This is a genomic window from Amycolatopsis sp. NPDC006131 (assembly GCF_040614175.1).
In the GTDB taxonomy this organism is placed as follows: Bacteria; Actinomycetota; Actinomycetes; order Mycobacteriales; family Pseudonocardiaceae; genus Amycolatopsis_E; species Amycolatopsis_E tucumanensis.
In genome coordinates, this window is sequence record NZ_JBEXTX010000118.1 from 1 (window position 1) to 23,861 (window position 23,861).

Annotated in this window: 22 protein-coding genes; 12 read left to right on the forward strand and 10 right to left on the reverse strand. The window is 72.6% G+C overall.

The window, feature by feature from the left end:
- Positions 1–192: 192 nt before the first annotated feature.
- Positions 193–1,593 carry an RNA polymerase sigma factor gene (locus tag ABZ215_RS36720; RefSeq protein ID WP_027935077.1) on the reverse strand — a complete coding sequence of 467 codons (1,401 nt, stop codon included), beginning with the start codon at positions 1,591–1,593 and terminating at the stop codon, positions 193–195.
- 188 nt (positions 1,594–1,781) lie between these two features.
- Positions 1,782–2,543: a polyphosphate--glucose phosphotransferase gene (gene ppgK / locus ABZ215_RS36725; protein WP_020418728.1), complete on the reverse strand. Its 762-nt coding sequence runs from the start codon at positions 2,541–2,543 to the stop codon at positions 1,782–1,784.
- A 64-nt stretch (positions 2,544–2,607) separates the two neighbouring features.
- Between ppgK and ABZ215_RS36730 the strand changes: the two genes are divergently transcribed.
- The gene (locus tag ABZ215_RS36730; RefSeq protein ID WP_027935978.1) at positions 2,608–3,426 is read left to right on the forward strand and encodes an inositol monophosphatase family protein; all 819 of its coding nucleotides are present in this window, start codon (positions 2,608–2,610) and stop codon (positions 3,424–3,426) included.
- A gap of 252 nt (positions 3,427–3,678) precedes the next feature.
- Here the strand turns inward: ABZ215_RS36730 and cei are convergent, their stop codons facing one another.
- Positions 3,679–4,353 (reverse strand): envelope integrity protein Cei, encoded by a 675-nt coding sequence (gene cei / locus ABZ215_RS36735; RefSeq protein ID WP_027935977.1) that lies wholly within the window; start codon positions 4,351–4,353, stop codon positions 3,679–3,681.
- A 392-nt stretch (positions 4,354–4,745) separates the two neighbouring features.
- Between cei and ABZ215_RS36740 the strand changes: the two genes are divergently transcribed.
- Complete coding sequence (locus ABZ215_RS36740; RefSeq protein WP_017983710.1) at positions 4,746–5,054, forward strand: DUF4193 domain-containing protein; 309 nt, start codon at positions 4,746–4,748, stop codon at positions 5,052–5,054.
- A 17-nt stretch (positions 5,055–5,071) separates the two neighbouring features.
- Here the strand turns inward: ABZ215_RS36740 and ABZ215_RS36745 are convergent, their stop codons facing one another.
- Entirely contained in the window at positions 5,072–5,572 is a 501-nt protein-coding gene (locus tag ABZ215_RS36745; protein WP_354955067.1) for a DUF3093 domain-containing protein, read from the reverse strand.
- A gap of 24 nt (positions 5,573–5,596) precedes the next feature.
- Between ABZ215_RS36745 and dut the strand changes: the two genes are divergently transcribed.
- Together dut and ABZ215_RS36755 are read left to right on the forward strand one after the other, a co-directional pair.
- A complete protein-coding gene (gene dut, locus ABZ215_RS36750; protein ID WP_026153312.1) occupies positions 5,597–6,079 on the forward strand; it encodes a dUTP diphosphatase in 483 nt (160 codons plus the stop codon).
- Positions 6,079–6,735 carry a DUF3710 domain-containing protein gene (locus ABZ215_RS36755; RefSeq protein ID WP_020418724.1) on the forward strand — a complete coding sequence of 219 codons (657 nt, stop codon included), beginning with the start codon at positions 6,079–6,081 and terminating at the stop codon, positions 6,733–6,735. Before dut ends, ABZ215_RS36755 begins: the two co-directional genes overlap by 1 nt.
- 475 nt (positions 6,736–7,210) lie before the next feature.
- Here ABZ215_RS36755 and ABZ215_RS36760 read toward each other — a convergent pair whose 3' ends face one another.
- Entirely contained in the window at positions 7,211–7,906 is a 696-nt protein-coding gene (locus tag ABZ215_RS36760) for an alpha/beta hydrolase (protein ID WP_354955083.1), read from the reverse strand.
- Between the two features lie 115 nt (positions 7,907–8,021).
- Between ABZ215_RS36760 and ABZ215_RS36765 the strand changes: the two genes are divergently transcribed.
- From ABZ215_RS36765 to ABZ215_RS36775, 3 genes are all read left to right on the forward strand, one after another.
- Entirely contained in the window at positions 8,022–8,399 is a 378-nt protein-coding gene (locus ABZ215_RS36765; RefSeq protein WP_026153310.1) for an OB-fold nucleic acid binding domain-containing protein, read from the forward strand.
- A 108-nt stretch (positions 8,400–8,507) separates the two neighbouring features.
- Positions 8,508–9,170 (forward strand): DUF3159 domain-containing protein, encoded by a 663-nt coding sequence (locus ABZ215_RS36770; RefSeq protein WP_020418721.1) that lies wholly within the window; start codon positions 8,508–8,510, stop codon positions 9,168–9,170.
- A 59-nt stretch (positions 9,171–9,229) separates the two neighbouring features.
- Positions 9,230–9,571 carry a hypothetical protein gene (locus tag ABZ215_RS36775; RefSeq protein ID WP_354955069.1) on the forward strand — a complete coding sequence of 114 codons (342 nt, stop codon included), beginning with the start codon at positions 9,230–9,232 and terminating at the stop codon, positions 9,569–9,571.
- A gap of 101 nt (positions 9,572–9,672) precedes the next feature.
- Here the strand turns inward: ABZ215_RS36775 and ABZ215_RS36780 are convergent, their stop codons facing one another.
- Positions 9,673–10,329: a TrkA family potassium uptake protein gene (locus ABZ215_RS36780; protein ID WP_020418719.1), complete on the reverse strand. Its 657-nt coding sequence runs from the start codon at positions 10,327–10,329 to the stop codon at positions 9,673–9,675.
- On the reverse strand, positions 10,329–10,994 hold the full coding sequence (locus tag ABZ215_RS36785; RefSeq protein ID WP_020418718.1) for a TrkA family potassium uptake protein: 666 nt from the start codon (positions 10,992–10,994) through the stop codon (positions 10,329–10,331). Before ABZ215_RS36785 ends, ABZ215_RS36780 begins: the two co-directional genes overlap by 1 nt.
- 104 nt (positions 10,995–11,098) lie before the next feature.
- On the opposite strand from ABZ215_RS36785, the gene ABZ215_RS36790 reads away from it, so the two are divergent.
- The 3 genes from ABZ215_RS36790 to ABZ215_RS36800 are packed head-to-tail and all read left to right on the forward strand — an operon-like array spanning position 11,099 to position 15,436.
- A complete protein-coding gene (locus ABZ215_RS36790) occupies positions 11,099–13,126 on the forward strand; it encodes an APC family permease (protein WP_020418717.1) in 2,028 nt (675 codons plus the stop codon).
- Positions 13,123–14,319 carry a class I SAM-dependent RNA methyltransferase gene (locus ABZ215_RS36795; protein ID WP_354955071.1) on the forward strand — a complete coding sequence of 399 codons (1,197 nt, stop codon included), beginning with the start codon at positions 13,123–13,125 and terminating at the stop codon, positions 14,317–14,319. The genes ABZ215_RS36790 and ABZ215_RS36795 overlap by 4 nt, the downstream gene beginning before the upstream one ends.
- A gap of 40 nt (positions 14,320–14,359) precedes the next feature.
- Entirely contained in the window at positions 14,360–15,436 is a 1,077-nt protein-coding gene (locus ABZ215_RS36800; protein WP_354955073.1) for a DUF2786 domain-containing protein, read from the forward strand.
- A 921-nt stretch (positions 15,437–16,357) separates the two neighbouring features.
- Here the strand turns inward: ABZ215_RS36800 and ABZ215_RS36805 are convergent.
- The 3 genes from ABZ215_RS36805 to ABZ215_RS36815 are packed head-to-tail and all read right to left on the reverse strand — an operon-like array spanning position 16,358 to position 19,724.
- Entirely contained in the window at positions 16,358–17,104 is a 747-nt protein-coding gene (locus ABZ215_RS36805) for a succinate dehydrogenase/fumarate reductase iron-sulfur subunit (protein ID WP_354955075.1), read from the reverse strand.
- Complete coding sequence (locus tag ABZ215_RS36810; RefSeq protein ID WP_354955077.1) at positions 17,101–19,029, reverse strand: fumarate reductase/succinate dehydrogenase flavoprotein subunit; 1,929 nt, start codon at positions 19,027–19,029, stop codon at positions 17,101–17,103. Before ABZ215_RS36810 ends, ABZ215_RS36805 begins: the two co-directional genes overlap by 4 nt.
- Positions 19,026–19,724 (reverse strand): succinate dehydrogenase cytochrome b subunit, encoded by a 699-nt coding sequence (locus tag ABZ215_RS36815; RefSeq protein ID WP_354955079.1) that lies wholly within the window; start codon positions 19,722–19,724, stop codon positions 19,026–19,028. The genes ABZ215_RS36810 and ABZ215_RS36815 overlap by 4 nt, the downstream gene beginning before the upstream one ends.
- Before the next feature lie 71 nt (positions 19,725–19,795).
- Here ABZ215_RS36815 and ABZ215_RS36820 point away from each other — a divergent pair, with 71 nt between their 5' ends.
- A complete protein-coding gene (locus ABZ215_RS36820) occupies positions 19,796–20,716 on the forward strand; it encodes a LysR family transcriptional regulator (RefSeq protein ID WP_354955081.1) in 921 nt (306 codons plus the stop codon).
- Between the two features lie 412 nt (positions 20,717–21,128).
- Positions 21,129–23,045, forward strand: coding sequence for a 1-deoxy-D-xylulose-5-phosphate synthase (dxs, locus tag ABZ215_RS36825; RefSeq protein ID WP_020422412.1), 1,917 nt, complete (start codon positions 21,129–21,131; stop codon positions 23,043–23,045).
- The last annotated feature ends 816 nt before the right edge of the window (positions 23,046–23,861 follow it).

Sequence of the window (23,861 nt, forward strand, 5' to 3'; positions counted from 1 at the left end):
GCAGCGGCGTCAAGGCGGGAAAGAGTACCTTGACCCCGCTGATCGGCGACTAAAGATCGGCTGTGGATCGGGGGCGGGGGAGGTCTGGTTGGGGTGGTCGGCTGCTTTGCGTTGCCGGCTTGCGTTGCGTTGGCTTGTAAAAGAAGGAGCCCGGGTCGCCGTTGGCGGTCCGGGCTCCTTCTTCTTGTGCTTTTAGTCCAGGTAGTCCCGCAGGACCTGCGAGCGGCTGGGATGCCGCAGCTTGGACATCGTCTTCGATTCGATCTGCCGGATGCGCTCGCGCGTGACTCCGTAGACCTGGCCGATTTCGTCTAAAGTCCTCGGCTGGCCGTCGGTCAGGCCGAAGCGCAGCCGGACCACGCCGGCCTCGCGCTCGGACAGCGTCTGCAGCACCGACTGGAGCTGGTCCTGCAGCAACGTGAACGACACGGCGTCGACCGCGACGACCGCTTCCGAGTCCTCGATGAAGTCGCCCAGCTGCGAGTCGCCCTCGTCGCCGATCGTCTGGTCCAGCGAGATCGGCTCGCGGGCGTACTGCTGGATCTCCAGGACCTTCTCCGGGGAGATGTCCATCTCCTTCGCGAGCTCCTCGGGGGTGGGCTCGCGGCCGAGGTCCTGCAGCAGCTCACGCTGGATGCGGCCGAGCTTGTTGATCACCTCGACCATGTGGACCGGTATGCGGATGGTCCGGGCCTGGTCGGCCATCGCGCGGGTGATCGCCTGCCGGATCCACCACGTCGCGTACGTGGAGAACTTGTAGCCCTTCGTGTAGTCGAACTTCTCGACCGCACGGATGAGGCCCAGGTTGCCCTCCTGGATCAGGTCCAGGAACGCCATGCCGCGGCCGGTGTAGCGCTTGGCCAGCGACACGACCAGACGGAGGTTCGCCTCCAGCAGGTGGTTCTTGGCGCGCTCCCCGTCCCGGATGATCCAGCGCAGGTCGCGGCGCATCTGGGTGGCGAGCTTCTCGCCCTCCTCCTCCGCGATGCGCAGCCGCTCGGCCGCGTACAGGCCGGCCTCGATCCGCTTGGCGAGCTCGACCTCCTCCTCGGCGTTGAGCAGCGCGACCTTGCCGATCTGCTTCAGGTACGCGCGGACCGAGTCCGCGGACGCGGTGAGCTCGGCGTCCTTGCGGGCCTGCCGCAGGGCCTCCGACTCCTCCTCGTCCCAGACGAAGTCGCGGTCGGTCGACTTGGCGCCCGACTTCGCGGCCGGCGTCTTCTCGTCCGGCTCGTCCTCGTCGAGGTCCTCGGCTTCGTCGGTGACGGTCGCGTCGACGACGTCGACCTCCACCTCGCTTTCGAGGTCGGCGAGGTCGGCCTCGAGGTCGACGTCCTCGATGTCCTCGCCGCCGGGGCCGTCCGGCTCCCCGTCGTCGGTCTTGCCGGCCTTGCGGGTGGTGCGGCCCTTGGCCGGAGCCTTCTTCGGGCCCTTGGCCGCGGCCGGCTTGCGGGTGGTCGCCTTCTTCGTGGCGCCGGAGCCCTGAGCCTCGGCCTCGGTCACGTTCTCACGGCCCGCGTCGGGTTCCGCGCTCACGTCGGCGGCGCTCGTTGTCTTCGTGCCGCTTCGGGTAGCGGTTTTTGCGGCTGCCACGTACGCCCTTTCGCAGCGGTCGATCACGGCGAGCCGGGATGGTGGGTCCCGGCTGCCTCAGATTCGGGGAACGTCCCGCGGCCTGCGGTTTTGTCCTCCGCGACCGTGGGCCGTGTTCCATTGTAACGACGATACGCCGGTGCGTTGCGGCCGATCATCGTTCAAACCCGGGGCGGCCTGTTCGCAGGTCAGTGCTCCAGGCCCTCGGCCGCCGCCAGCGCCGCGCCCACGATCCCCGCGTTGTTCTGCAGCGATGCGACCAGGACCGGTGTCCTGATCTCCAGCAGCGGCACCCACTTCTCGGCTTTCTTGCTGACCCCGCCGCCCACGATGAACAGATCCGGCCAGATGAGGTTCTCCAGCACGGAAAGGTAACGGTTCACGCGCTTGGCCCAGTGCGGGTAGGACAGACCCTCGTTGTCCTTGACGGAGGCGGCCGCCTTCTTCTCCGCGTCGTGCCCGTCGACCTCGAGGTGGCCGAACTCCGTGTTCGGCATCAGGGTGCCGTGCTGGAACAGCGCGCTGCCGATGCCGGTGCCGAACGTCAGCAGGGTGGTGACGCCCTTGCGGGCCCGCGGGTCGCCGTAGCGGATCTCGGCCATGCCCGCCGCGTCGGCGTCGTTGAGCATCGCGATGTCGTCCTCGTGGCGGTCCAGCCGCTTGGCGAACAACGCGTCCGCGTCGGTGCCGATCCAGCTGGGGTCGATGTTCGCCGCGGTGTGCGCGACGCCCTTCTTGACCACCGCGGGCAGCGTGATGCCTACCGGGCCCTCCCAGCCGAAGTGGGCCACGATCTGGGCCACCACGTCGGCCACCGCGTCCGGGGTCGCCGGGCGCGGGGTGTCGATCCGGAAGCGGTCGCCGATCAGTGCGCCCTTTTCCAGGTCGACAAGGGCGCCCTTGATACCGCTGCCGCCGATGTCGATTCCGAAACCACGGGTCGCCGTCATTGGCGCCGTCCCTTCTCGCTCGATTCAGAAACCTGTGCCGGAGACTTTAACCGGGTGTGGTCCCATGGTGGACGTGGGAGCTGCCGAAACAGAGTTGAAGGACGTCGCCGTCCAGGTCGCGGCCGAGGCCGCGGACCTGGTCCGCCGTGCCCGTGACGCCATGGTCGCAGGTGAGCCGGTGTCGGTCGAGACCAAGACGACGGACACCGACGTCGTCACCGCGGTCGACCGCGCCGCCGAGCAGCTGGTGCGCGACCGGCTGGCGGAGCTGCGTCCGGGGGACCACGTCCTGGGGGAGGAGGCGGGCGGCGCGGCGGGCGACGGCGTCACGTGGGTGGTGGACCCGATCGACGGCACCGTCAACTTCCTCTACGGCGCGCCCCTGTTCGCCGTGTCGCTCGCGGCGCAGGTGGACGGGGTGTCGGTGGCCGGGGCGGTCGTGGAACCCGTCAGCGGGCGCTGCTGGACGGCCGTGCGGGGCCAGGGCGCGTGGCTCGACGGGCGGCGGCTCGCGGTGTCCTCGCCCGAGCGGCTGGAGCTGAGCCTGATCGGCACGGGGTTCGCCTACCAGGCCGAGCGGCGCGCCCGGCAGGCCCGGTTGGTGTCCGGGCTGCTGACCCGCGTGCGGGACGTCCGCCGGGCCGGGGTGGCCTCGCTCGACCTGTGCGCCGTGGCGGCCGGGTGGCTGGACGGGTACGTGGAGCACGGCCTGCACCGCTGGGACTGGGCGGCCGGGGCGCTGGTGGCGGAGGAAGCCGGCGCGGTGGTGCACCTGCCCGGCGCGGACCCGGCCCTGGGGGAGGACGCGACGTTCGCGGCCGCGCCGTCGATCGCCGGAGCGCTCTACGACGCGGCCGTGGAGTGCGGCGTCAAGGACGTGTAGCGGCCGCCCGCGGACTTTCGGCCAGGTGCGGCGCTCGCGCGTGTGGGTGACGGCGCGAGCGTGGGGTGCGCGCCCGGTAGCGGCCGCCCGTCGCCTTGCGACCGGGTGGGGGACCCTCGCCCGCGAGTGACGAACTCGCGGGCGCGGTTGCGGGATTCGCGCCCGCCGGCGGCCTCTTCGGCCGCCTTTCCGGCGGGTCCTGACTCGCCCCCTGAGGGCAGAATCCGGGCGCGCGAGCGCCCGCGACACGCGTCAGCAGGTGCCGGGGCGGGCGGCGGCCAGCAGTGCTTCGTCGATCACCGGCGGGTTCACCGCGGACTGCTCGCCCCCGTCGCCGTGCTGGCCGGACCACGCCTGCAGCTGCGCGAGGATGTCGCGCGCCGCCTGGGTCGGCACCACGTCGCCGAAGGCGCTGCCGATCGCCAGGTCCACGCTCGCGTCCTCGCGGTTGTCTCGCACCAGTTCGACGCACGGCACGACCAGGCTGAGCGTGCGCGCCGCGGAGCTGCCGTTGTCGCCGAAGCGCAACTGGCCGCGGCAGGCCGCCTCGTCGGTCGCGTACGCGGGGTCGTTCTCCGGCGGCGCGATCTGCGTGAAACCCAGCTGCCGCAGGCTTTCCGTGGTGATGGCGGCCTGCCCGCGCTTCTCGCTCGCGTTGAGCACCTTCACCGCGATCCGGTCGGCGGGCACCGGCGTCGTCTCGTCGAGCGCGTTGTAACCCAAGTTGGTGTACGTCACACCGGGTGGCGGCGTGGGCGGCGGATCGCACCGCAGCGCCTCGTCGATGTCCTGCTTGCTGGTGATCGCGCGCACCCAGATGACCATCGCGACGAGCCCGAGCACCCCGATCACGATCAAGGCGGGCAGCGGGCGGCGCTTGCGGTAGGGCCGCGATCTCCGGTTGCCGTAACCGATCCCCGACGACACCTGCCCCACCCCTTCGATCGAAGACCCGAACACCCGCTCGCCCGAACCGTCGTTCCTGATCAGCGTAGGCGTTACAGTGCACCAGCGTCGTCACCCGTCCGAAGCCGGGGTACTTCTCGCACGGTCCCACGGGCGTCCCCGGAATGTGTTCCCCCTGTTGGGTGACGTATGTCCTGCTTCGAATGACACTCTGCGCGTCCGGGTAAAGCGTGAGCTACCCTCTGCGGGCTCCGCCCGTAGATCAGGTACCGAAACACGTTGCTGAAGAGAGACCTGGCTCACTACGGCGGCGGGCACAAACCGGGGCGCTGGGACGTTGACCAGCGGCACGATGGCATGCGAACAGCGTGCTTGAACAGTGATTACGAAGCTGATCGCAGGGGTGAGGGACAATGGCGACCGACTACGACGCTCCGCGCCGCAGCGAAGCCGACGAGCTCGCCGAGGACTCGTTGGAGGAGCTGAAGGCTCGCCGGAACGAGACGCAGTCCGGCGTGGTGGACGTGGACGAGGACGCGAGCGCGGAGAACTTCGAGCTTCCGGGCGCGGACCTCTCCGGGCTGTCGGGTGAGGACCTGACGGTGAAGGTGGTGCCGAAGCAGGCTGACGAGTTCACCTGCTCCGTGTGCTTCCTGGTGCACCACCGGAGCAGGCTGGCGGAGGAGCACAACGGGCAGATGATCTGCCGCGACTGCGCGTGACACCGCCGACGGCCGGGCTACTTCCCTGAACGGAGCAGCTCGGCCAGGGCCTCCGGCCTGCGGGTACTGAACACCCAGTATGGGGTCGGATCCGCGGGATCGGTCAGGTGCACGCGCAGCAGCGAACCGACCCAGCCGCGATGCGTCACGTAAGCGGCGGGGTCGAGTTCCGGCCCCATCGCCTTCCGCTTCCGGTCCTTCCCGATGACCTCGACCTCACCCACGAACCGCAACGGCAGATGAGCGTCACCGACTTCGAGCTCGTCGCCGGTCACCCGGATCCGGGCCCGGCCCATGGCCACCAGCCACGCCACCATCAACGGCATCAGCACCGCGAACGGCAGCCACAGCGGCACCGCCGGGTAGCCGAGGTGGATCTCGTAGGCCAGCAGCGCCGCGCCCGCCAGCGGCAGCGGCCAGCCCCACCACGACAGGTACAGCCGTTCGGCATACCGCGTGCTGCCGTCTTCCGCAGTCGTCTCGCCCACCGCACCGGCCGCGCTCGCGTGCTCACCCATGCCTCCAGGGTAGTCTCGCCGCCCGTGTCCCCCGTGCAGGTCCTGCTCACCCGGCTCGATCCGGGTGTCCCGATCCCGTCCTACGCAAGGCCCGGCGACGCCGGCGCCGACCTGGTGACCACCACCGACGTCGTGCTGGCGCCCGGCGAGCGGGTGCTGGTCGGCACCGGCGTGGCGATCGCGCTGCCGCCGGGCTACGCCGGGTTCGTGCACCCGCGCTCCGGGCTGGCCGCGCGCACCGGGCTGTCCGTGGTGAACACGCCGGGCACCATCGACTCGGGCTACCGCGGGGAGATCAAGGTGTGCCTGGTCAACCACGACCGCAGCGAGCCGATCCGGCTCGCGCGGGGGGACCGGATCGCGCAGCTGGTGGTCCAGCGCGTGGAGACCGCCGAGTTCGTGGAGGTCGCGGAGCTGGCGGCGACGGAACGCGGGGCCGGCGGGTACGGCTCGACCGGCGGGCATGCGACGCTGACCGGGAATCCCGGGGAAGGAACGAGGGAGTAGTGGGCATCTTCGGACGCAAGAAGCGGGGCCGCCACGCGATGGCCGACCCCGGCGAGTCCTGGGACTCGGACATCGCCGAGGAGCCGGAAGAGGACCCGGAGCCGGAGCCGGAGGCCACCGACGGGCCGTTCGACATCGCCGACGCGCCGGAGGACGGCAAGCCGCGGATCGACCTCGGCTCGGTGCGGGTCCCGGTGCCCGACGGCACCCAGGTGCAGGTCGAGATGGACCCGCAGGCCGGTGGCGTGCGCGCGGTGCACGTGGTGACCGCGCACGGCCAGGTCACGGTGAGCGCTTACGCGGCGCCGCGGTCCGGTGGGCTGTGGCGCGAGGTGGTCGGCGAGCTGACCGAGCAGCTGCGCAACGACGGCGCCAAGGTCGCGCCGGGCCAGGGCGAGTGGGGGCCGGAGCTGTCCGCGCTGATCGGCGACGTGGCGCTGCGGTTCGTCGGGGTCGACGGGCCACGCTGGATGCTGCGCGGCGTGATCGCGGGCCCGCAGTCGATGGCGGCCGAAGCGCCCGCCGTGCTGCGCGAGATCGTCCGCGGCACGATCGTCGACCGCGGCGACGCGCCGATGCCGGTGCGCACGCCGCTGCCGATCACGCTGCCGGAGGCGGTCGCGGAGCACATCGCGCAGCAGCAGGGCCAGCAGTAGGCGCGCCGTCCGGGGATCCTGCGCGCTGCGGTGCGTGTGCCCGCCTTGCCCGATCCGGTCGAGGGCTCTGGTGGTCCTGGCCGCGGGGGCTGATGGCGGGGCGCGGTCGTGGGCCGCTTGGCCGACGCTGCGCTCATCGTCGACGCGCCAACGGTGAGCCGCATTGGGGCGCACAGAGACCTGTACCGCCGGGGTGCTCGTCCGGTGCTGCGGTGGTGCCTGCGCTTCGATTTTCCGCCGCCGAGGCCGGCCGATTCGTTCGGGACCAGACGCCACCGCGGTCTACTGCTGCGGGGTGCGGCCCTGGCTGTCGCGCCGGCGTCGGCCGTCGGCACCCCAACGGCGAGCGCGCCGCATCGGGTCGCACGAGGTGCTGTACCGCCGGGGTGCTCGTCCAGTAGCGCGGTGGTGCCTGGTCGCCGTGGCCGCGCTGGTGGTCACCGCCGTGGCGGCCGCCGCGGCAGCGGTGCGGACCTCAGCCGCGCGCCTGGAGCCAGGCCAGCAGCGCGGCCCGGCCCAGTGACTCGCGATCGGCGCCGAGCGCGGTCAGCGTGGTCTCCCGCACCACGGCGCGCGGAAGCGCTTCCGCCCAGGCGTGCGCCACCGCGGCCGGGTGGACCGGATCGTCGGTGCACGCGGCGATGCCGACCGGGACGTCCAGCTCCGCCAGCGCGTCCAGCGTCGGCGCGGGGTGGGCCGCCGCGACGCGCAGGCTCGCCGCCAGGCCGTCCCCGTGCCGCCGCCAGGCCCTCGTCAGCTCGGCGGCGAGCCAGGGCGCCACTCCGGCCGTCGCGAGCCGCAGCGCCTCCTCCAGGCCGTGCGAGTCGACCAGGTCCGCGGAGGCGCGCGCGGCGAGCGAGGCCGGCGCGTCGTCCGGGCGGCCGCACCAGGCCGGCATCGCGAGCAACAGCCCGGCGCATTTGCCGGGGTTGCGGATCGCCCATTCGGCGGCCAGGTGCGCGCCCAGGGAGATGCCTCCGGCGAGCACCGGGCCGTCCGCCGCCGCCTCGTCGAGTGACGCCAGCAGACCTGCTGTCACAGCGGCGCCGCCCGGCGGTTCGGGGGTTCGTGTGCGCATCCCGAACGCACCCAGCGGACCTGCGAAAACAGACCGGACGAACACCTCGTCCGAGCCCGTCCCGGGTAGCAGGACGGCGGCCGGTTTCGGCATAGCGGACGTCACGTTGCGATCTTGCCGCAAAGCGGTTGTGCTGGCCCCCACGAGGTTAGGCTGGATGACGAACGGGCCGTTCGAGTCGGGGGCCCTGGAACAGGAGCAGACGCCTATGTCCGCCAAAGACGGCGGCTATTTCAGCCGGCTGGTGCGCAAGCTGACCAGCGACGTCGAGGAACTCGACGCTGATGATCTGTCCGAAAAATCCGAGGCGGGCGGCGCGCGGCGGGCCTGTGACTGCCGGTCGGGCGAAGAGGTGACCGTCCTCGGGCGGTTGCGCAGCGTGGAGCTGTGTCCCACGAAAGAGGCGGCGACACTGCGTGCCGAGTTGTTCGACGGCACGGAGGGCGTGACGCTAGTCTGGCTGGGACGGCGCCGCATCCCGGGCATCGAACCGGGCCGGACCATCAAGGTCCGGGGACGCATGGCCGAGCGAGACGGCCAGAAGGTGCTGTACAACCCGTTCTACGAGCTGCAGACGACCTCCTGAATTGGTAACCGCGTGACTGAACCCGCCCGTCCAGGCGACAAGACCGATCCGAACCCCGCCGCAGACGGGGCCGAGCCTGGGCGGGCGGGTGAGCGGCCCGAGCCCACGATGCTGGAACAGATGGGCGGGGTGTCCGGCCTCGTCTACTCGTCCGTGCCGATCGTGGTGTTCGTGCTCGCGAACTCGTTCTTCGGGCTCACCGTGGGCATCTGGAGCGCCGTCGGCAGCGCCGCGCTGATCACGATCGTGCGCCTGGTGCGCCGCGAGTCGCTGCAGCCGGCCATCTCCGGCCTGTTCGGCGTCGGCATCGGCGCGTTCATCGCCTACCGCACCGGGTCCGCGAAGGGCTTCTTCCTGTTCGGGATCTGGGCGAGCCTCGTCTACTGCGGCGTGTTCGTGCTGTCCGTGGTGGTGCGCTGGCCGCTGGCGGGCGTGATCTGGAACTTCCTCAACGGCACCGGCACCGCGTGGCGCCGGGACAAGCCGTCCCGCCTCGGCTACGACGTCGCCACCCTCGCGCTGGCCGCCGTGTTCGGGGCGCGGTTCGTGGTGCAGCGGTGGCTGTACGAGGCCGACTACACCGGCTGGCTGGCGTTCGCGAAGATCGCGATGGGCTGGCCGCTGTACGGGCTGGCGCTGCTGGTCGTCGTGTGGGCCGTGCGCCGCTCCGACAAGCGCCTCAAGGAGATCGAAGAGGCCCGCGTCGCCGAGGAGGCGGACGTCGAGGCCCGCCTCCGCCTCAAGTACGGCCAGCCGCCGCAGGAGGCCTAGCGCGCCCGGTCCGTGGTCCCGTCCGGGACAATTGGGCCGCGCTGCACGGCGCCGGTGGGGTGTTCGCGTTCCACCTCTACCTGCTCGCCCAGCCGTCCGACCTGCCGGAACGGATGATCGCAGCCGACCCGGACGTGTTCTTCGGGCATTTCCTGGACATCTGGACCGGCGTGCCCGGCGCGATCCCGGCCGACGTCCGGGCCGCCTACCTGGCCGCGGGTACTCCGCGGGCGATCCACGCGATCTGCCAGGACTACCGCGCCGGCGCGTCCGTCGACGCCGGGCACGACCAGGCCGACCGCGACACCGGCCGCATCCTGTCGATGCCGGTCCTGGCGATGTGGCAGGACCCCGGCGACCTCGTCCTGCCGTTCGACCCGCGGCAGGTGTGGGCGAGCTGAGCGCCCGACCTGCGCACCCGGGTCCTGCCCTGCGGCCACTTCCTGCCGGAGGAACGGCCCGTCGAGGTCACCGCCGCGATCCGGGACCTCCTCGCGGCACGCTAGTAGCCCAGCGCCTTGCGGATGTCGTTCTCGACCTCGGCGTTGGCCACGAACAGCAGTTCGTCGCCCGGCTCCAGCGGGTCCTCCGGCTGCGGCACGATCACCCGGTCGCCGCGCAGGATCGTCACCAGCGCGGCGTCCCGCGGCAGCGCCAGGTCGCTCACCGGGCGGCCGGCCAGCGGGGTCTGGTCGGGCAGGGTCAGCTCGACCAGGTTCGCCTGCCCCTGCCGGAACGTCAGCAGCCGCACCAGGTCGCCGACGCTGACCGCCTCCTCGACCATCGCGGCCAGGATCCGCGGCGTCGACACGGCGACGTCCACGCCCCACGCGTCGGTGTAGAGCCACTCGTTGGCCGGGTTGTTCACCCGCGCCACGACCCGCCGCACCGCGAACTCGGTCTTCGCCAGCAGCGACACGACCAGGTTCACCTTGTCGTCACCGGTCGCCGCGATCACCACGTCGCAGCGCTCGATGCCGGAGTCCTCCAGCGTCGAGACCTCGCACGCGTCGCCGAGCACCCAGTCGGCCTGCTCGACGGCGTCCGGCTCGAACTGCCCGGCCTGCCGTTCGATCAGCATGACCTGGTGGCCGCCGTCGATGAGCTCCTTGGCGATGGACCGGCCCACCGCGCCGGCTCCCGCGATCGCGACCCGCATCAGGCTTCCTCCTCCGGCGCGCGCGCCGCGGTGCTCGTCACGTCGCCGACGGTCCCGGACCTCGCGGCCACGTAGACCAGGTCGTCCGCCTGCAACACCGTCTTGGAATCGGGCAGAACGGGCGTGCCGAACCGCATGATGAACGCGACTCGCGCGCCGGTCGACTCCTGCAGCTCGTTCACGCTGCGGCCGATCCAGCCCTCGTGCAGCGGCAGTTGCAGCACCGCGACGTTGCCGCTCGGGTCCCGCCACGCCGAGGCCACCCCGTCGGGCAGCAGCGTGCGCAGGAACCGGTCGGTCGTCCATGGCACGGTCGCCACGGTGGGGATGCCCAGCCGCTCGTAGACCGCCGCGCGCTTCGGGTCGTAGATGCGGGCCACGACGTGCTCGACGCCGAAGTTCTCCCGCGCCACCCGCGCCGAGATGATGTTCGAGTTGTCGCCGCTGGACACCGCGGCGAAGGCGCCCGCCTTCTCGATGCCCGCGTCGATCAGCACCTGCCGGTCGAAGCCCATGCCGAGCACCTGCTGGCCGTGGAAGTCGCTGCCGAGCCTGCGGAACGCCTCCTGCGCCTTGTCGATCACCGCGACCTCGTGACCGAGGCGCTCGAGGGCCGCGGCCAGGGACGCGCCGACCCGGCCGCACCCCATGATCACCACGTGCACGTCACTGCCTCCTGTGTGTCACCCGAACGGCGGTTACCCGGTAGATGCCGACGCAGAACCTACCTTGTCCGGCCCCCTCGCGGACCCGCCCGTACCCTTCTGACGTGTCGAAGATTGCGACCGCCACCAAACGGCTGCTCGTCGGCCGTCCGTTCCGGAGCGACCGGCTCTCCCACACCCTGCTCCCGAAGCGGATCGCGCTGCCGATCTTCGCGTCGGACGCGCTCTCGAGCGTCGCGTACGCGCCCGAAGAGATCTTCCTGACGCTGAGCGTCGCGGGGCTGTCGGCCTACGCCTACTCGCCGTGGATCGGCATCGCCGTCGCCGTGGTCATGCTGGTCGTGGTGGCTTCCTACCGCCAGAACGTGCACGCCTACCCCAGCGGCGGCGGCGACTACGAGGTCGCCAGCACCAACCTCGGCGGCAGATTCGGCCTGACCGTCGCGAGCGCGCTGCTGGTCGACTACGTCCTCACCGTGGCCGTGTCGACCTCCTCCGGCGTGGCCAACATCGGGTCGGCGATCCCGTTCGTGGCCGAGCACAAGGTGCTCAGCGCGGTGATCATCGTGGTGGTCCTGACCTCGATCAACCTGCGTGGCGTGCGCGAGTCAGGCAAGGCCTTCGCAATTCCGACATACGGGTTCATCATCGGCATTCTGGGCATGGTCGCGTGGGGCCTGTTCGAGGCCGTCCGCGGCACGCCGATGCGCGCCGAGAGCGCGGACTTCGACCTGCACGCCGAGGCGTCTTTCACCGGCTTCGCGTTCGTCTTCCTCATCGCCCGCGCGTTCTCCTCCGGCGCGGCGGCGCTGACCGGCGTCGAGGCGATCAGCAACGGCGTGCCCGCCTTCCGCAAGCCGAAGTCGAAGAACGCGGCCACCACGCTGCTGATGATGGGCCTGCTCGCGGTGACGATGCTGCTGGGCATCATCACGCTGGCGATCCTCACCGACGTCAAGTTCGCCGAAGACCCGGCCACCCAGCTGAGCGGCACCCCCGAGGGCTACCAGCAGAAGACGATCGTCGCCCAGATCGCGCAGGCGGTGTTCCCGCACTTCGAGCCCGCCTTCTACTACATCTCCTTCAGCACCGGCATCATCCTGCTGCTGGCCGCGAACACCGCCTTCAACGGCTTCCCGGTGCTGGCCTCGATCCTCGCGCAGGACCGGTTCCTGCCGCGCCAGCTGCACACCCGCGGCGACCGGCTGACCTTCTCCAACGGCATCCTGTTCCTCGCCGCGTTCGCGCTGGTCCTGATCATCGCGTTCGACGCCGAGGTCACCAAGCTGATCCAGCTCTACATCGTGGGCGTGTTCGTGTCGTTCACGGTGAGCCAGGCCGGCATGCTGCGGCACTGGAACCGGCTGCTGTCCAGGGAGACCGACCCGGCGGCGCGGCGGCGGATGCGCCGCTCGCAGACGGTCAACGCGATCGGCCTCACCATGACCGGCACGGTGCTGATCATCGTGCTGATCACGAAGTTCCTGCTCGGCGCGTGGATCGCGATCGCCGCGATGGTGGCGATCTACCTGCTGATGACCGCGATCCGCAAGCACTACGACCGGGTCGCCGAGGAGCTGGCCGCGCTGGACGGCAACCCGACCGTGCTGCCCTCGCGCAACCACGCGATCGTGCTGGTGTCCAAACTGCACCTGCCGACCATGCGCGCCCTCGCCTACGCGAAGGCCATGCGGCCGGACGTCCTGGAGGCCGTGACGGTCAACGTGGACGACGCCGAGACGCGGCAGCTGACCGCCGACTGGGAGGCCAAGGGCTTCAAGGTTCCGCTGAAGGTCGTCGAATCGCCGTACCGCGAGATCACGCGCCCGGTGCTGGACTACGTCAAGCGCGTGCGCGGCGACAACCCGCGGGACGTGGTGACCGTGTTCATCCCGGAGTACGTCGTCGGGCACTGGTGGGAGCAGCTGCTGCACAACCAGAGCGCCCTGCGCCTGAAGGGTCGGCTGCTGTTCCAACCCGGCGTGATGGTCACCAGCGTGCCGTGGCAGCTGGCGTCCTCGGCGAAGGCGGTGCGGCGCGCGGCGCGGTCCCGCCCGGCGGCCGGCGACGTGCGGCGCGGCTTCTTCGGGGACGGGACCCGCAACGGGGCGGGCAAGGACGGCGGGAAGTGACCGGGCAGGACTGGACCGGCCGGGTCCTGGAGCTCGAGGTGGGACCCGTCGCCCACGGCGGGCACTGCGTGTCCAGGGTGGACGGTCGTGTCGTGTTCGTCCGGCACGCGCTGCCCGGCGAGCTGGTGCGTGCCGAGGTGACCGAGGACAAGGGCGGCTCGTTCTGCCGCGCGGACGCGGTGGAGGTGCTCCGCGCGGCGCCGGAACGGGTCGATCCGCCGTGCCCGCTGGCCGTGCCGGGGCAGTGCGGCGGCTGCGACTGGCAGCACGCGACGCCGGAGTTCCAGCGGGAGCTCAAGGGGCGCGTGGTCGCCGAGCAGCTGCAGCGGCTGGCCGGGCTGGACTGGCCGGTCGAGGTCGAGGCGCTGCCCGGGGGCGCGCTGGGCTGGCGGTCGCGGGTCCGGCTGGTCGCCGGGCCGGACGGGCGCGCGGGGTTGCGCGCGCACCGCAGCCACCGGGTCGTGGCGCTGGAGAAGTGCCCGATCTCGGTGCCGGGCGCGCTGGACCGCGCGTTGTCGCGGCGCTGGCGGCCGGGCACGGAGATCGAGGTGACCAGCGACGGGGACGGCCATGTGCACGCCCGCGAGCTGGCGACCGTGCGGGGCAAGCGCCGGGCGCGGCAACTGGCCGGCGGGGAGGCGGTGCAGCACGCGGCGGGCCGGGACTGGCGGCTGCAGGCGCACGGGTTCTGGCAGGTGCACCCCGCGGCGGCGGAGACGTTCGCGTCGGTGGTGCGGGAGTGGGCGCGGGCCTCGCCCGGTGAGCTGGCCTGGGACCTCTACGCGGGGGTCGGGTTGTTCGCGTCGGTGCTGGCCGCGCAGGTCGGCGTGACGGGGCACGTGGTGGCGGTCGAGTCGGGGCAGCGCGCGGTGAGCGACGGCGAGCGGAACCTGGCGGACCTGCCGCAAGTGAGCTGGCGGGCCGGCCGGACGGAGCACGTGCTTCGGTCGCTGTCCGGGGAGCCGGAGGTCGTGGTGCTGGACCCGCCGCGGTCCGGGGCCGGGCGCGAGGTGGTCCAGGCGGTGGCGGCGGCTTCGCCGGAGCGGGTGGTGTACGTGGCGTGTGATCCGGCGGCGCTGGCCCGGGACGTCGCGACGTTCGGCGAGTCGGGGTACCGGCTGGAGCGGTTGCGGGCGTTCGACGCGTTCCCGATGACCCACCACGTGGAGTGCGTGGCGCTGCTGGTGCGTTGAGGCGCCCGGAATTGTCGGTGCCCTCCGGCATGATGCGGGCATGGCCGAGTCCACCGTGGAAACGTTCGCCGTCCTGCTGTGCGATGCCGCCCAGCGGCGGCTGGGTGAGCTCGCCGCGCGGGAGCTGGCGGGCCCGCGCTACGACGCGCGGCTGATCGACCGGGCGGCGGAGCTGGCGCTGCGCGAGGTGCTGTCCCGGTTGTGGCGGACCGGGTGGCAGCCGGGGGACGTGCACCAGATCGCGGTGCGGCGGCTGGACCGGCGCGGGGTCGCGCTGACGTCGGACGCGCTCGCCGGGTGCGACGGCGCCGAGCGGCCGTTGCTGGAGCGGTGGTCGGAGCGGCACGGCGTGGAGCGGGTGGCGGCGTTGCTCGTGGTGCTGTCGGTGCTGGAGGTGCTGCTGCCCTTGCCGCGGTTGCCGGAGGTGCCGGTGCCGGCGGAGCGGGCGGGCGTGGACGAGAAGGTGCTGGCGCGGATACGGGCGCTGCTGGCGAAGGCGGAGTCGACGTCGTTCCCCGAGGAGGCGGAGGCGCTGTCGGCGAAGGCGCAGCAGTTGATGAGCCGGTACTCGTTCGAGCAGGCGCTGGTGGACGAGCCGGTGCCGAGGGCGGGTTCGGCGCGGCGGTTCTGGCTGGAGCAGCCGTACCTCGGGCCGAAGTCGTCGCTGGTGTCGGCGGTCGCGACGGCCAACCGGTGCCGGGCCGCGTTCTACGCCAAGCTGGGGTTCGTGGCGCTGGTCGGCCACGAGGTCGATCTGGACCTGGTGGAGTTGCTGTCGACGTCGCTGCTGGTGCAGGCGAACGAGGCGATGCTGTCCGCCGGCCGCGGCGCGCGGACCCGCTCGTTCCGGCACGCCTTCCTGCTCGCCTATGCGACGCGAATAGGCGAACGCCTGACCGACGCCGACCGAGCCGCGGGAGCGGAGTTCGCGGAGGCGCGGCTGGTCCCGATCCTCGCCCGGCGCCGCCAGGAGGTGGACACGCTGTTCACGGAGTTGTTCCCGCACACGACGACCCGCAGGACGACCATCAGCAACGGCGAGGGCTGGACAGCAGGCCGAGAAGCCGCCAATCACGCACGGCTGACGGTGGAGCGCGCCGAGGTGGAGGCGGGTTAGGACTTTGGGGCGCGGCCGCCCCGGAGTGGCGCGGCCTGGGGCGGCGCGCTTCGCCTTGGCCGCGGGCGAGGGTGGGCGGCGGTGATGCATTGCCCAGGATGCGGCTGCTCGGCAGCCCCGAAGCCGCCCCACGCTGCGGCGCGCGCGGCGGCCGCTGAGGCTCGCTGCCCGCTGAGGCCGCGCCGCCGCGCCGCCGCCGCTGAGGCCGCGCTGCCGCTGAGGCCGGCTGCCCTGAGGCCGCACTGCCGCTGGGGCCGCGCCACCGCGCTGCCGCGCCGCTGCCGCCGCGGCCGCGTTTGCCGCGCTCCCGCGCGCACGGTTCGCCCTGAGAACGCTGCCCGGGATGCGGCTGCTCGGCAGCGCCAGGCACCCGTGCGCCCTTGCGCTGCGGCGCACCCGGCGCTGCTGCGCCGCGCCCGCCCCGCTTCCGCGTGCCGTCCGCTGCGCTTCCGCCCTTCCTGAACGCCGCCGGCTCATCGGCGCGCCGCCGCCTGCGCGCCACCCGCTTCCACCGCGTCCGCTGCGGTTCCGCTCCCGCCTGCACGCTGCTGCCTCATCGGGGCGCCCCCGCCCGCGCGTTGCGCGCGCGTGGCCGCCGCGCTGCCCCGCCGCGTTGCCCCGCTTCCGCGTGCCGTCCGCTGCGCTTCCGCCCCGCCTGCGCGCCGCCGCCTGCGCGCGCGTGGCTGCCGTCCCGCCCCGCCACCCCCACAGGGCGCACCACCGGGGCCGCAGCGCCGCTTCGCCCTGCCGCTGCGCCCTGCCGCCGCAGCGCGGCCGGCCCATCACCCGGACCGCAGCGCCGTAGCGCCGCCCGGCCGCCCCCTCGCCGCAGCGTCGCTACGCCCCGCGGCGCCCCGCCGCAGCGCTGCCACGCCCCGCCGCTGCCCCGCCCCACCGCCGCGCTGCGCCGCCGCCAGCCCATCACCCGGACCGCAGCGCCGCTCCCAGCACGTCCCGATTCAGGCGGCCGATCGTGTCCAGCGGAATGCCCTTCGGGCACACCGCTGTGCACTCGCCGCTGTTGGTGCAGCCTCCGAAGCCCTCCGCGTCCTGCGCGGCCACCATCGACACCGCCCGCGCCGGCCGTTCCGGCTCGCCCTGCGGGAGGACCCCCAGGTGCGTCGCCTTGGCGGCGGTGAACAGCATGGCCGAACCGTTCGGGCACGCGGCCACACAAGCACCGCAGCCGATGCACGCCGCCGCTTCGAAAGCGATGTCCGCCGCCGGCTTCGGCACCGGCGTCGCGTGGGCTTCGGGCGCGCTGCCGGTCGGCGCGGTGATGTATCCGCCCGCTTCGATGATCCGGTCCAGCGCCCCGCGATCCACCACCAGGTCCTTGACCACCGGGAAAGCCCGCGCCCGCCACGGCTCCACCGTCACCGTCTGCCCGTCCGCGAAGTGCCGCAGGTGCAGCTGGCACGTGGTGGTCGCGGCCTGGGGGCCGTGCGCCGTGCCGTCGATCACGACCCCGCACGCCCCGCAAATACCCTCCCGGCAGTCGTGGTCGAACGCCACCGGCTCCTCGCCCGCGGCGGTGAGGCGCTCGTTCAGCACGTCGAGCACCTCCAGGAACGACATGTCCGGCGACAGGTCGTCCACCTCGTACCGCACCAGCCGGCCGCGGTCCGCCGCGTCCTTCTGCCGCCAGATCTTCAACACGAGTTTCACGAGTAGCTCCGCTGACTGGGTGTGACATGGTCGAACGACAACGCCTCGCGGTGCAGCACCGGCGGCCGGCCCACCCCGGTGAACTCCCACGCGGCCACGTACGAGAACGCCGCGTCGTCGCGCCGCGCCTCGCCGTCGGCGGTCTGGCTCTCCTCCCGGAAGTGCCCGCCGCAGGATTCGGTGCGGTGCAACGCGTCCACGCACATCAGCTCCGCCAGCTCCAGGAAGTCCGCGACCCGCCCGGCCTTCTCCAGCGACTGGTTGAGCGAAGCCCCCGAACCCGGCACCCGCAGCCGCGACCAGAACTCCTCGCGCAGCGCCGGGATCAGCTCCAGCGCCTTCCGCAGCCCCGTCTCGCTGCGGCTCATCCCGCAGTGCTCCCACAGCACCGCGCCCAGCTCGCGGTGGAAGTCCTCCGCGGACCGGTCCCCGTCCACGGCCAGCAGCCGCGCGATCCGGTCCTCGACCTCCGCCTGTGTCCCGGACACGTCGCCGACCGCCGGGAACGGGCCGTCGGCCAGGTAGTCGCCGATCGTCGTGGGCAGCACGAAGTACCCGTCCGCGAGGCCCTGCATCAACGCGCTCGCCCCGAGCCGGTTGGCGCCGTGGTCGGAGAAGTTCGCCTCGCCGATCACGAACAGGCCGGGGATGGTGCTGCGCAGGTCGTAGTCGACCCACAGCCCGCCCATCGTGTAGTGCACGGCCGGGTAGATGCGCATCGGCACCCGGTACGGGTCGTCCCCGGTGATCCGCTCGTACATCGCGAACAGGTTGCCGTAGCGGGATTCCACGCCGTCCCGACCGAGCCGCTCCAGCGCGTCCGCGAAGTCCAGGTACACCCCGAGCCCGCCGGGGCCGACCCCGCGGCCCGCGTCGCACACGCTCTTCACCGCGCGGGAGGCGATGTCGCGCGGCACGAGGTTCCCGAACGCCGGGTAGCGACGCTCCAGGAAGTAGTCGCGCTCCGCTTCCGGGATCTGGGACGGCGGCCGCGTGTCACCGGCCGCGGCCGGCACCCACACCCGGCCGTCGTTGCGCAGGGACTCGCTCATCAACGTCAGCTTCGACTGGTGCCCGCCGCTGACCGGGATGCACGTCGGGTGGATCTGCGTGAAGCACGGGTTGGCGAACAGCGCACCCCGCCGGTGCGCGCGCCAGATCGCGGTCGCGTTGCAGCCCTTGGCGTTCGTCGACAGGTGGAAGGCGTTGCCGTACCCGCCGGTGGCCAGCACCACCGCGTCCGCGACGTGCGTGGAGATCTCGCCGGTGACCAGGTTCCGCACCACGACCCCGCGCGCCCGGCCGTCCACCACGACCAGGTCGAGCATTTCGGTGCGCGGGTGCATCGCGATCCGTCCGAGGTGGATCTGCCGCGCCATCGCCTGGTAAGCGCCGAGCAGCAGCTGCTGCCCGGTCTGCCCGCGGGCGTAGAAAGTCCGGGACACCTGCGCCCCGCCGAACGAGCGGGTGTCCAGCAGCCCGCCGTACTCCCGCGCGAACGGCACGCCTTGGGCCACGGCCTGGTCGATGATCCGCACGCTCAGCTCGGCCAGACGGTGCACATTGGACTCCCGCGCCCGGAAGTCGCCGCCCTTCACCGTGTCGTGGAAGAGCCGGTGGACGCTGTCGCCGTCGCCGCGGTAGTTCTTGGCCGCGTTGATCCCGCCCTGAGCGGCGATGCTGTGCGCGCGGCGCGGGCTGTCCTGGTAGCAGAACGAGCGGACCTGGTAGCCCAGTTCGGCCAGGGTCGCCGCGGCGGACGCGCCGGCCAGGCCGGTGCCGACCACGATGACCGAGAGCCGTCGCCGGTTGGCGGGGTTGACCAGGCGGGCGGTGAACCGCCGCCGCTCCCAGCGCTGTTCGAGCGGGACGTCCGGCGCGCGGGTGTCGGAGATCGGGGTTCCTTCGACGAACACGGTGCTCACCCGGCCAATCCGGTGACGACGGCGAACGGGACGGACAGGTACCCGGCGGTGACGGCGACCGCGACGCCGAGCGCGACGCCCTGCGCGGTGCGTCGCGCGGCGCCGGACGTGCCCAGGCTCTGCAGCGCGCTCCACAGGCCGTGCCGGATGTGGAACCCGAGCGCGACCACGGCCAGCGTGTAGAACAGCGTCACGTACCAGAGCCGGAAGTCGGCGACGACGTTGTCGTGCACCGCGCCCGGCACGCCGTTCGGGTTGAGGTGCCCGGTGGTCAGGTCGAGCACGTGGTAGACGACGAACAACGCGAGGATCACTCCGCCCCAGCGCATGGTGCGTGCCGCGTAGTCGCCCTGGACGCGCCCGCGGTGGGCGTACCGGACCGGCCGGGCGGCCCGGGCGCGGCGCGCGAGACGAGCGGCGGTGACGGCGTGCAGCACGACGCAGACGACCAGCCCGGCGCGCAGCACCCAGAGGAACCCGGAGTGCCCGAGGACGCTGTCCAGGATCGTGCGCAGCCAGGCCGCGTAGTGGTCGAAGCTCGCCGCGGACACGAAGAACTTCAGGTTGCCCAGCATGTGCGCGATGACGAAGAGCAGCAGGAGCAGGCCGGTCACGGCCATGATCGCCTTCTGCCCGACGGTCGAGGACCACAGCCGGCGTGGTCGTGGTGGTGCGGAACGTTCGAGAAGGGCCACGTGGGCAGCGTGCGGCCCGCGGCGACGAGTCGTCCAATATATCGAAGCGCTGGAGACGATAGCCTGAAGCTATGACCTTGCAGCAGTTGCTGTACTTCCTGGCCGTGGCCGAGACACGGCACTTCACGCGCGCCGCCGAGCGCACGTATGTGGCGCAGCCCTCACTGAGCAAGCAGGTCCGCGCGCTGGAGGACGAGCTGGGCGCGCCGCTGTTCAGCCGGGCGCGGGGCAACGTCACGCTCACCCCGGCCGGCGAGGCGCTGCTGCCGATCGCGCGGCGCATCGCCGCCGACGTCGACACCGCGCGGCTGGAGGTCGCCGAGCTGGTCGGACTGCGCCGCGGCCGGGTCCGGGTGGGTGCGACGCCGAGCCTGTGCGTCACCGTGTTCGCCGACGTGCTGCACCGCTTCCACCGCGAGTACCCGGGCATCGAGCTGGTGGTCGAGGAGAGCGGGTCGAAGGACCTGGTGCGGGCGCTGACGCACGGCGAGCTGGACCTGGCGGTGCTGATCGCGGCCGGGGAGGAGGCGGCCCTGACGACAGTGCCGCTGCTGCGGGAGCGGCTGGTGGTGGCCTCGCCCGCCGGGGTGGACCTGGGCGAGGAGGTCCGGCTGGCCGAGCTGCGCGACCGGCCGCTGGTGATGTTCCGGGAGGGCTACGACCTGCGGGACACCACCCTGCAGGCCTGCCGCGCCGCCGGGTTCACGCCGGTGTTCGCGGCGCAGGGCGGGGAGATGGACGCCGTGCTCCGGTTCGTCGAGGTGGGGCTGGGGGTCGCGGTGGTGCCGAGCCTGGTGCTCGCCGGGCGGCCGGCGCTGCGCGGGACGCCGCTGACCGCACCGGAGATCACCCGGACGATCGCGCTGGCCCAGCGGACGGACGTGGCGCCAACCAACGCGGCCCGCGCGTTCCGGGAGACGCTGCTCACCCACCTGGACGAGCTGCACCGGGCCGGGACGCTGCCTGCCGGGGTGGAGCTGGCCGGGCGGTGAGCCGCTGTGCTGACCCCGAGCCGCGGCAGCCGCACTGACGGCACCCACCCCGCAGCGCCCGGGTCCAACCCGTCACCCGCACGCTCGGTCCGCCTGGTCGTCGGCACCTGGCCCGCGGCTGATCTCGCCCGCACCGCCACCCACACCAGTCTTGATCGGTTCACCAATCCCGTGGCCTGATGTAACGCCACGCCTGGCCGGACCCGATCTCACGGGATGTCACCACGCGCGCACCCCGGTGCGTCATGTCAGTGAGACAGTGTTCACACGGTCGCGGCAGCGGCAGGCACCTTCTCACCGCGTGATCAGTGACCCGGAACGCGCGGGGCGGCCGGAGGACTACGGTTCTCCGTAGACTGACTGGACGCGCCCTGGCGGGCAGGGCGAGGTATCTATGCGGGTGAGGTGGAAAGTGACGCTGCTGGAGTCCGTGCACGGACCGGCCGACCTGAAGCGCATGGGACACGGCCAGCTCGAGCACCTGGCGGGGGAGATCCGCGACTTCCTGGTCGACAAGGTCCGCCGCTCCGGCGGCCACCTCGGCCCCAACCTCGGCGTGGTCGAGCTGACCCTGGCGCTGCACCGGGTGTTCGACTCGCCGAAGGACGCGATCGTCTGGGACGTCGGTCACCAGTGCTACGTGCACAAGATCGTGACCGGCCGGCACACCGAGTTCGACCTGCTGCGCCAGCAGGGCGGGCCCTCGGGCTATCCGTCCCGTGAGGAGAGCGAGCACGACCTGGTGGAGAACAGCCACGCCTCCACCGCGTTGTCCTATGTGGACGGACTGTCGAAGGCGTTCGAGCTCGCCGGCGGCGGGCGGCACGCCGTCGCGGTCGTCGGGGACGGCGCGCTGACCGGCGGCATGTGCTGGGAGGCGCTGAACAACATCGCCGCCGAGCCGGGCCGTCCCGTGGTGATCGTGGTCAACGACAACGGCCGGTCCTACTCGCCGACGATCGGTGGGTTCGCCGAGCACCTGGCTTCGCTGCGGCTGCAGCCGGGCTACGAGCGCATGCTCGACGGCGGGCGTGAGCTGCTGCTCAACACGCCGGTGGTGGGCAAGCCGATCTACGCGGCGCTGCACGCGGCCAAGGCCGGCATCAAGGACGCGCTGAGTCCGCAGGAGATGTTCTCCGACCTCAAGCTGAAGTACCTCGGCCCGGTCGACGGGCACGACATCGCGGCGCTGGAGAAGGCGTTCCAGGCGGCGAAGGCGTTCGGCGGGCCGGTCGTCGTGCACGCGGTCACCGAGAAGGGCCACGGTTACCCGCCCGCGGTGAACCACGAGGCCGACCAGATGCACCAGACCGACCCGATCGACCCGGAGACCGGTCTGCCCAAGCCGAAGGGCCTGAGCTGGACCGCCGTGTTCGGGGACGAGCTGGCGCGCATCGGTGAGGAGCGCGAGGACGTCGTGGCGATCACCGCCGCGATGCTGCGCTCGACGGGGCTGCACGAGTTCGCCGAACGGCACCCGGACCGCTGGTTCGACGTGGGCATCGCCGAGCAGCACGCGCTGACCTCGGCCGCGGGTCTCGCGATGGGCGGGCTGCACCCGGTGGTCGCGGTGTACTCGACGTTCCTCAACCGGGCGTTCGACCAGCTGCTGATGGACGTGGCGCTGCACCGCCAGCCGGTCACGCTGGTCCTGGACCGGGCCGGCATCACCGGGCCGGACGGGCCGAGCCACCACGGCATGTGGGACCTGTCGCTGCTGGGCATGGTGCCCGGCATCCGGGTCGCCGCGCCGCGCGACGCGCAGACGATGCGCGAGGAGCTGCGGGAGGCGGTGGCGGTGTCCGACGGGCCGACCGCGCTGCGGTTCTCCAAGGGCAGCGTGACCGAGTCGGTGCCCGCGGTGGAGCGCATCGGCGTGGTCGACGTGCTGCGGCGGCCGCGGGAAGGCGCGGGCGCCGACGTGCTGCTGGTCGCGGTGGGCGCGTTCGCGCCGCTCGGGCTGGCCGCCGCCGAGCGGCTGGCCGACCAGGGCATCGGCGTGACGGTGGTGGATCCGCGGTGGGTGCTGCCGGTGCCGCGCGAGCTGGTCGGCCTGGCGAGTGAGCACCGGCTGGTCGTGACGGTCGAGGACAGCGGCAGGCACGGTGGTTTCGGCAGCGCGCTGGCATCCGTGCTGCGGGACGCCGAGTGCGACGTGCCGCTGCGGGACCTGGCCGTGCCGCAGGAGTTCCTGCCGCACGCCTCGCGCGAGGAGGTGCTCGCCAGCGTGGGCCTGACGGCGCAAGACGTCGCGCGGCGCGTGACGGAGTGGGCGTCGAACCTGATCGGCGAGGCGCAGCCGGCGGCGGCCGAGGCGCCGACCGAGTAGGACGGACACCGCGCGGGCCGCGCTCCGGGTGGGGCGCGGCCCGCGCGGTGGATTCATCGGTGGAGAAGCACCGGCCCGGTGCCGGTGAATGGCTGCGCATGAGCGCGGCTTGGTCGTGCTCACGCGCGGCCACCGAGCAGGGCGCGACCACTTCCAGGGCACGGGCTGTCCCGGCTGCGCGGCGGCGGCACCTCAGTGGCCTAGACCAGCGACAGCGCTGGATCCGCGCGCCCCGCCCAGCCGCGCATGATATTGGCCGGGCGAGGCCGGCCCGGCCCGGGCGAGGCGCTGTCCGGTGGCCATCTCACGCGTGGCCACCAAGCGGGGCGCGACCACTTCCGGTGCGCAGACCGGCCCGCCTGGGCGGCGGGCGGCACCACGCTGGCGTAGACCGGCGACAGCACAAGAGCCCCGCGCCCCGCTCTGTCGGAGCTCGCCACCGGAGAAGGCCGGGCGGAGCGCGGCCGTTTCCACGGCACCGGCTGGTCCCGGGTGTACCACTGCGCGGCGGGCGGCACCACACTGCTGTATGAGCGGCCCCGCGTGAGCGCGGCTTGGTCGTGCTCACGCGCGGCCACCGAGCGGTGCGCAGGCCGGCCCGCCTGGGCGGTGGGCGGCACCAGGCTGGCGTAGACCGGCGACAGCACAAGACCCCCGCGCCCCGCTCTGTCGGAGCTGGCCACCGGAAAAGGCCGGGCGGAGCGCGGCCGTTTCCACGGCGCAGGCCGGCCCGCCTGGGCGGCGGGCGGCACCAGGCTGGCGTAGACCGGCGACAGCACAAGAGCCCCGCGCCCCGCTCTGTCGGAGCTCGCCACC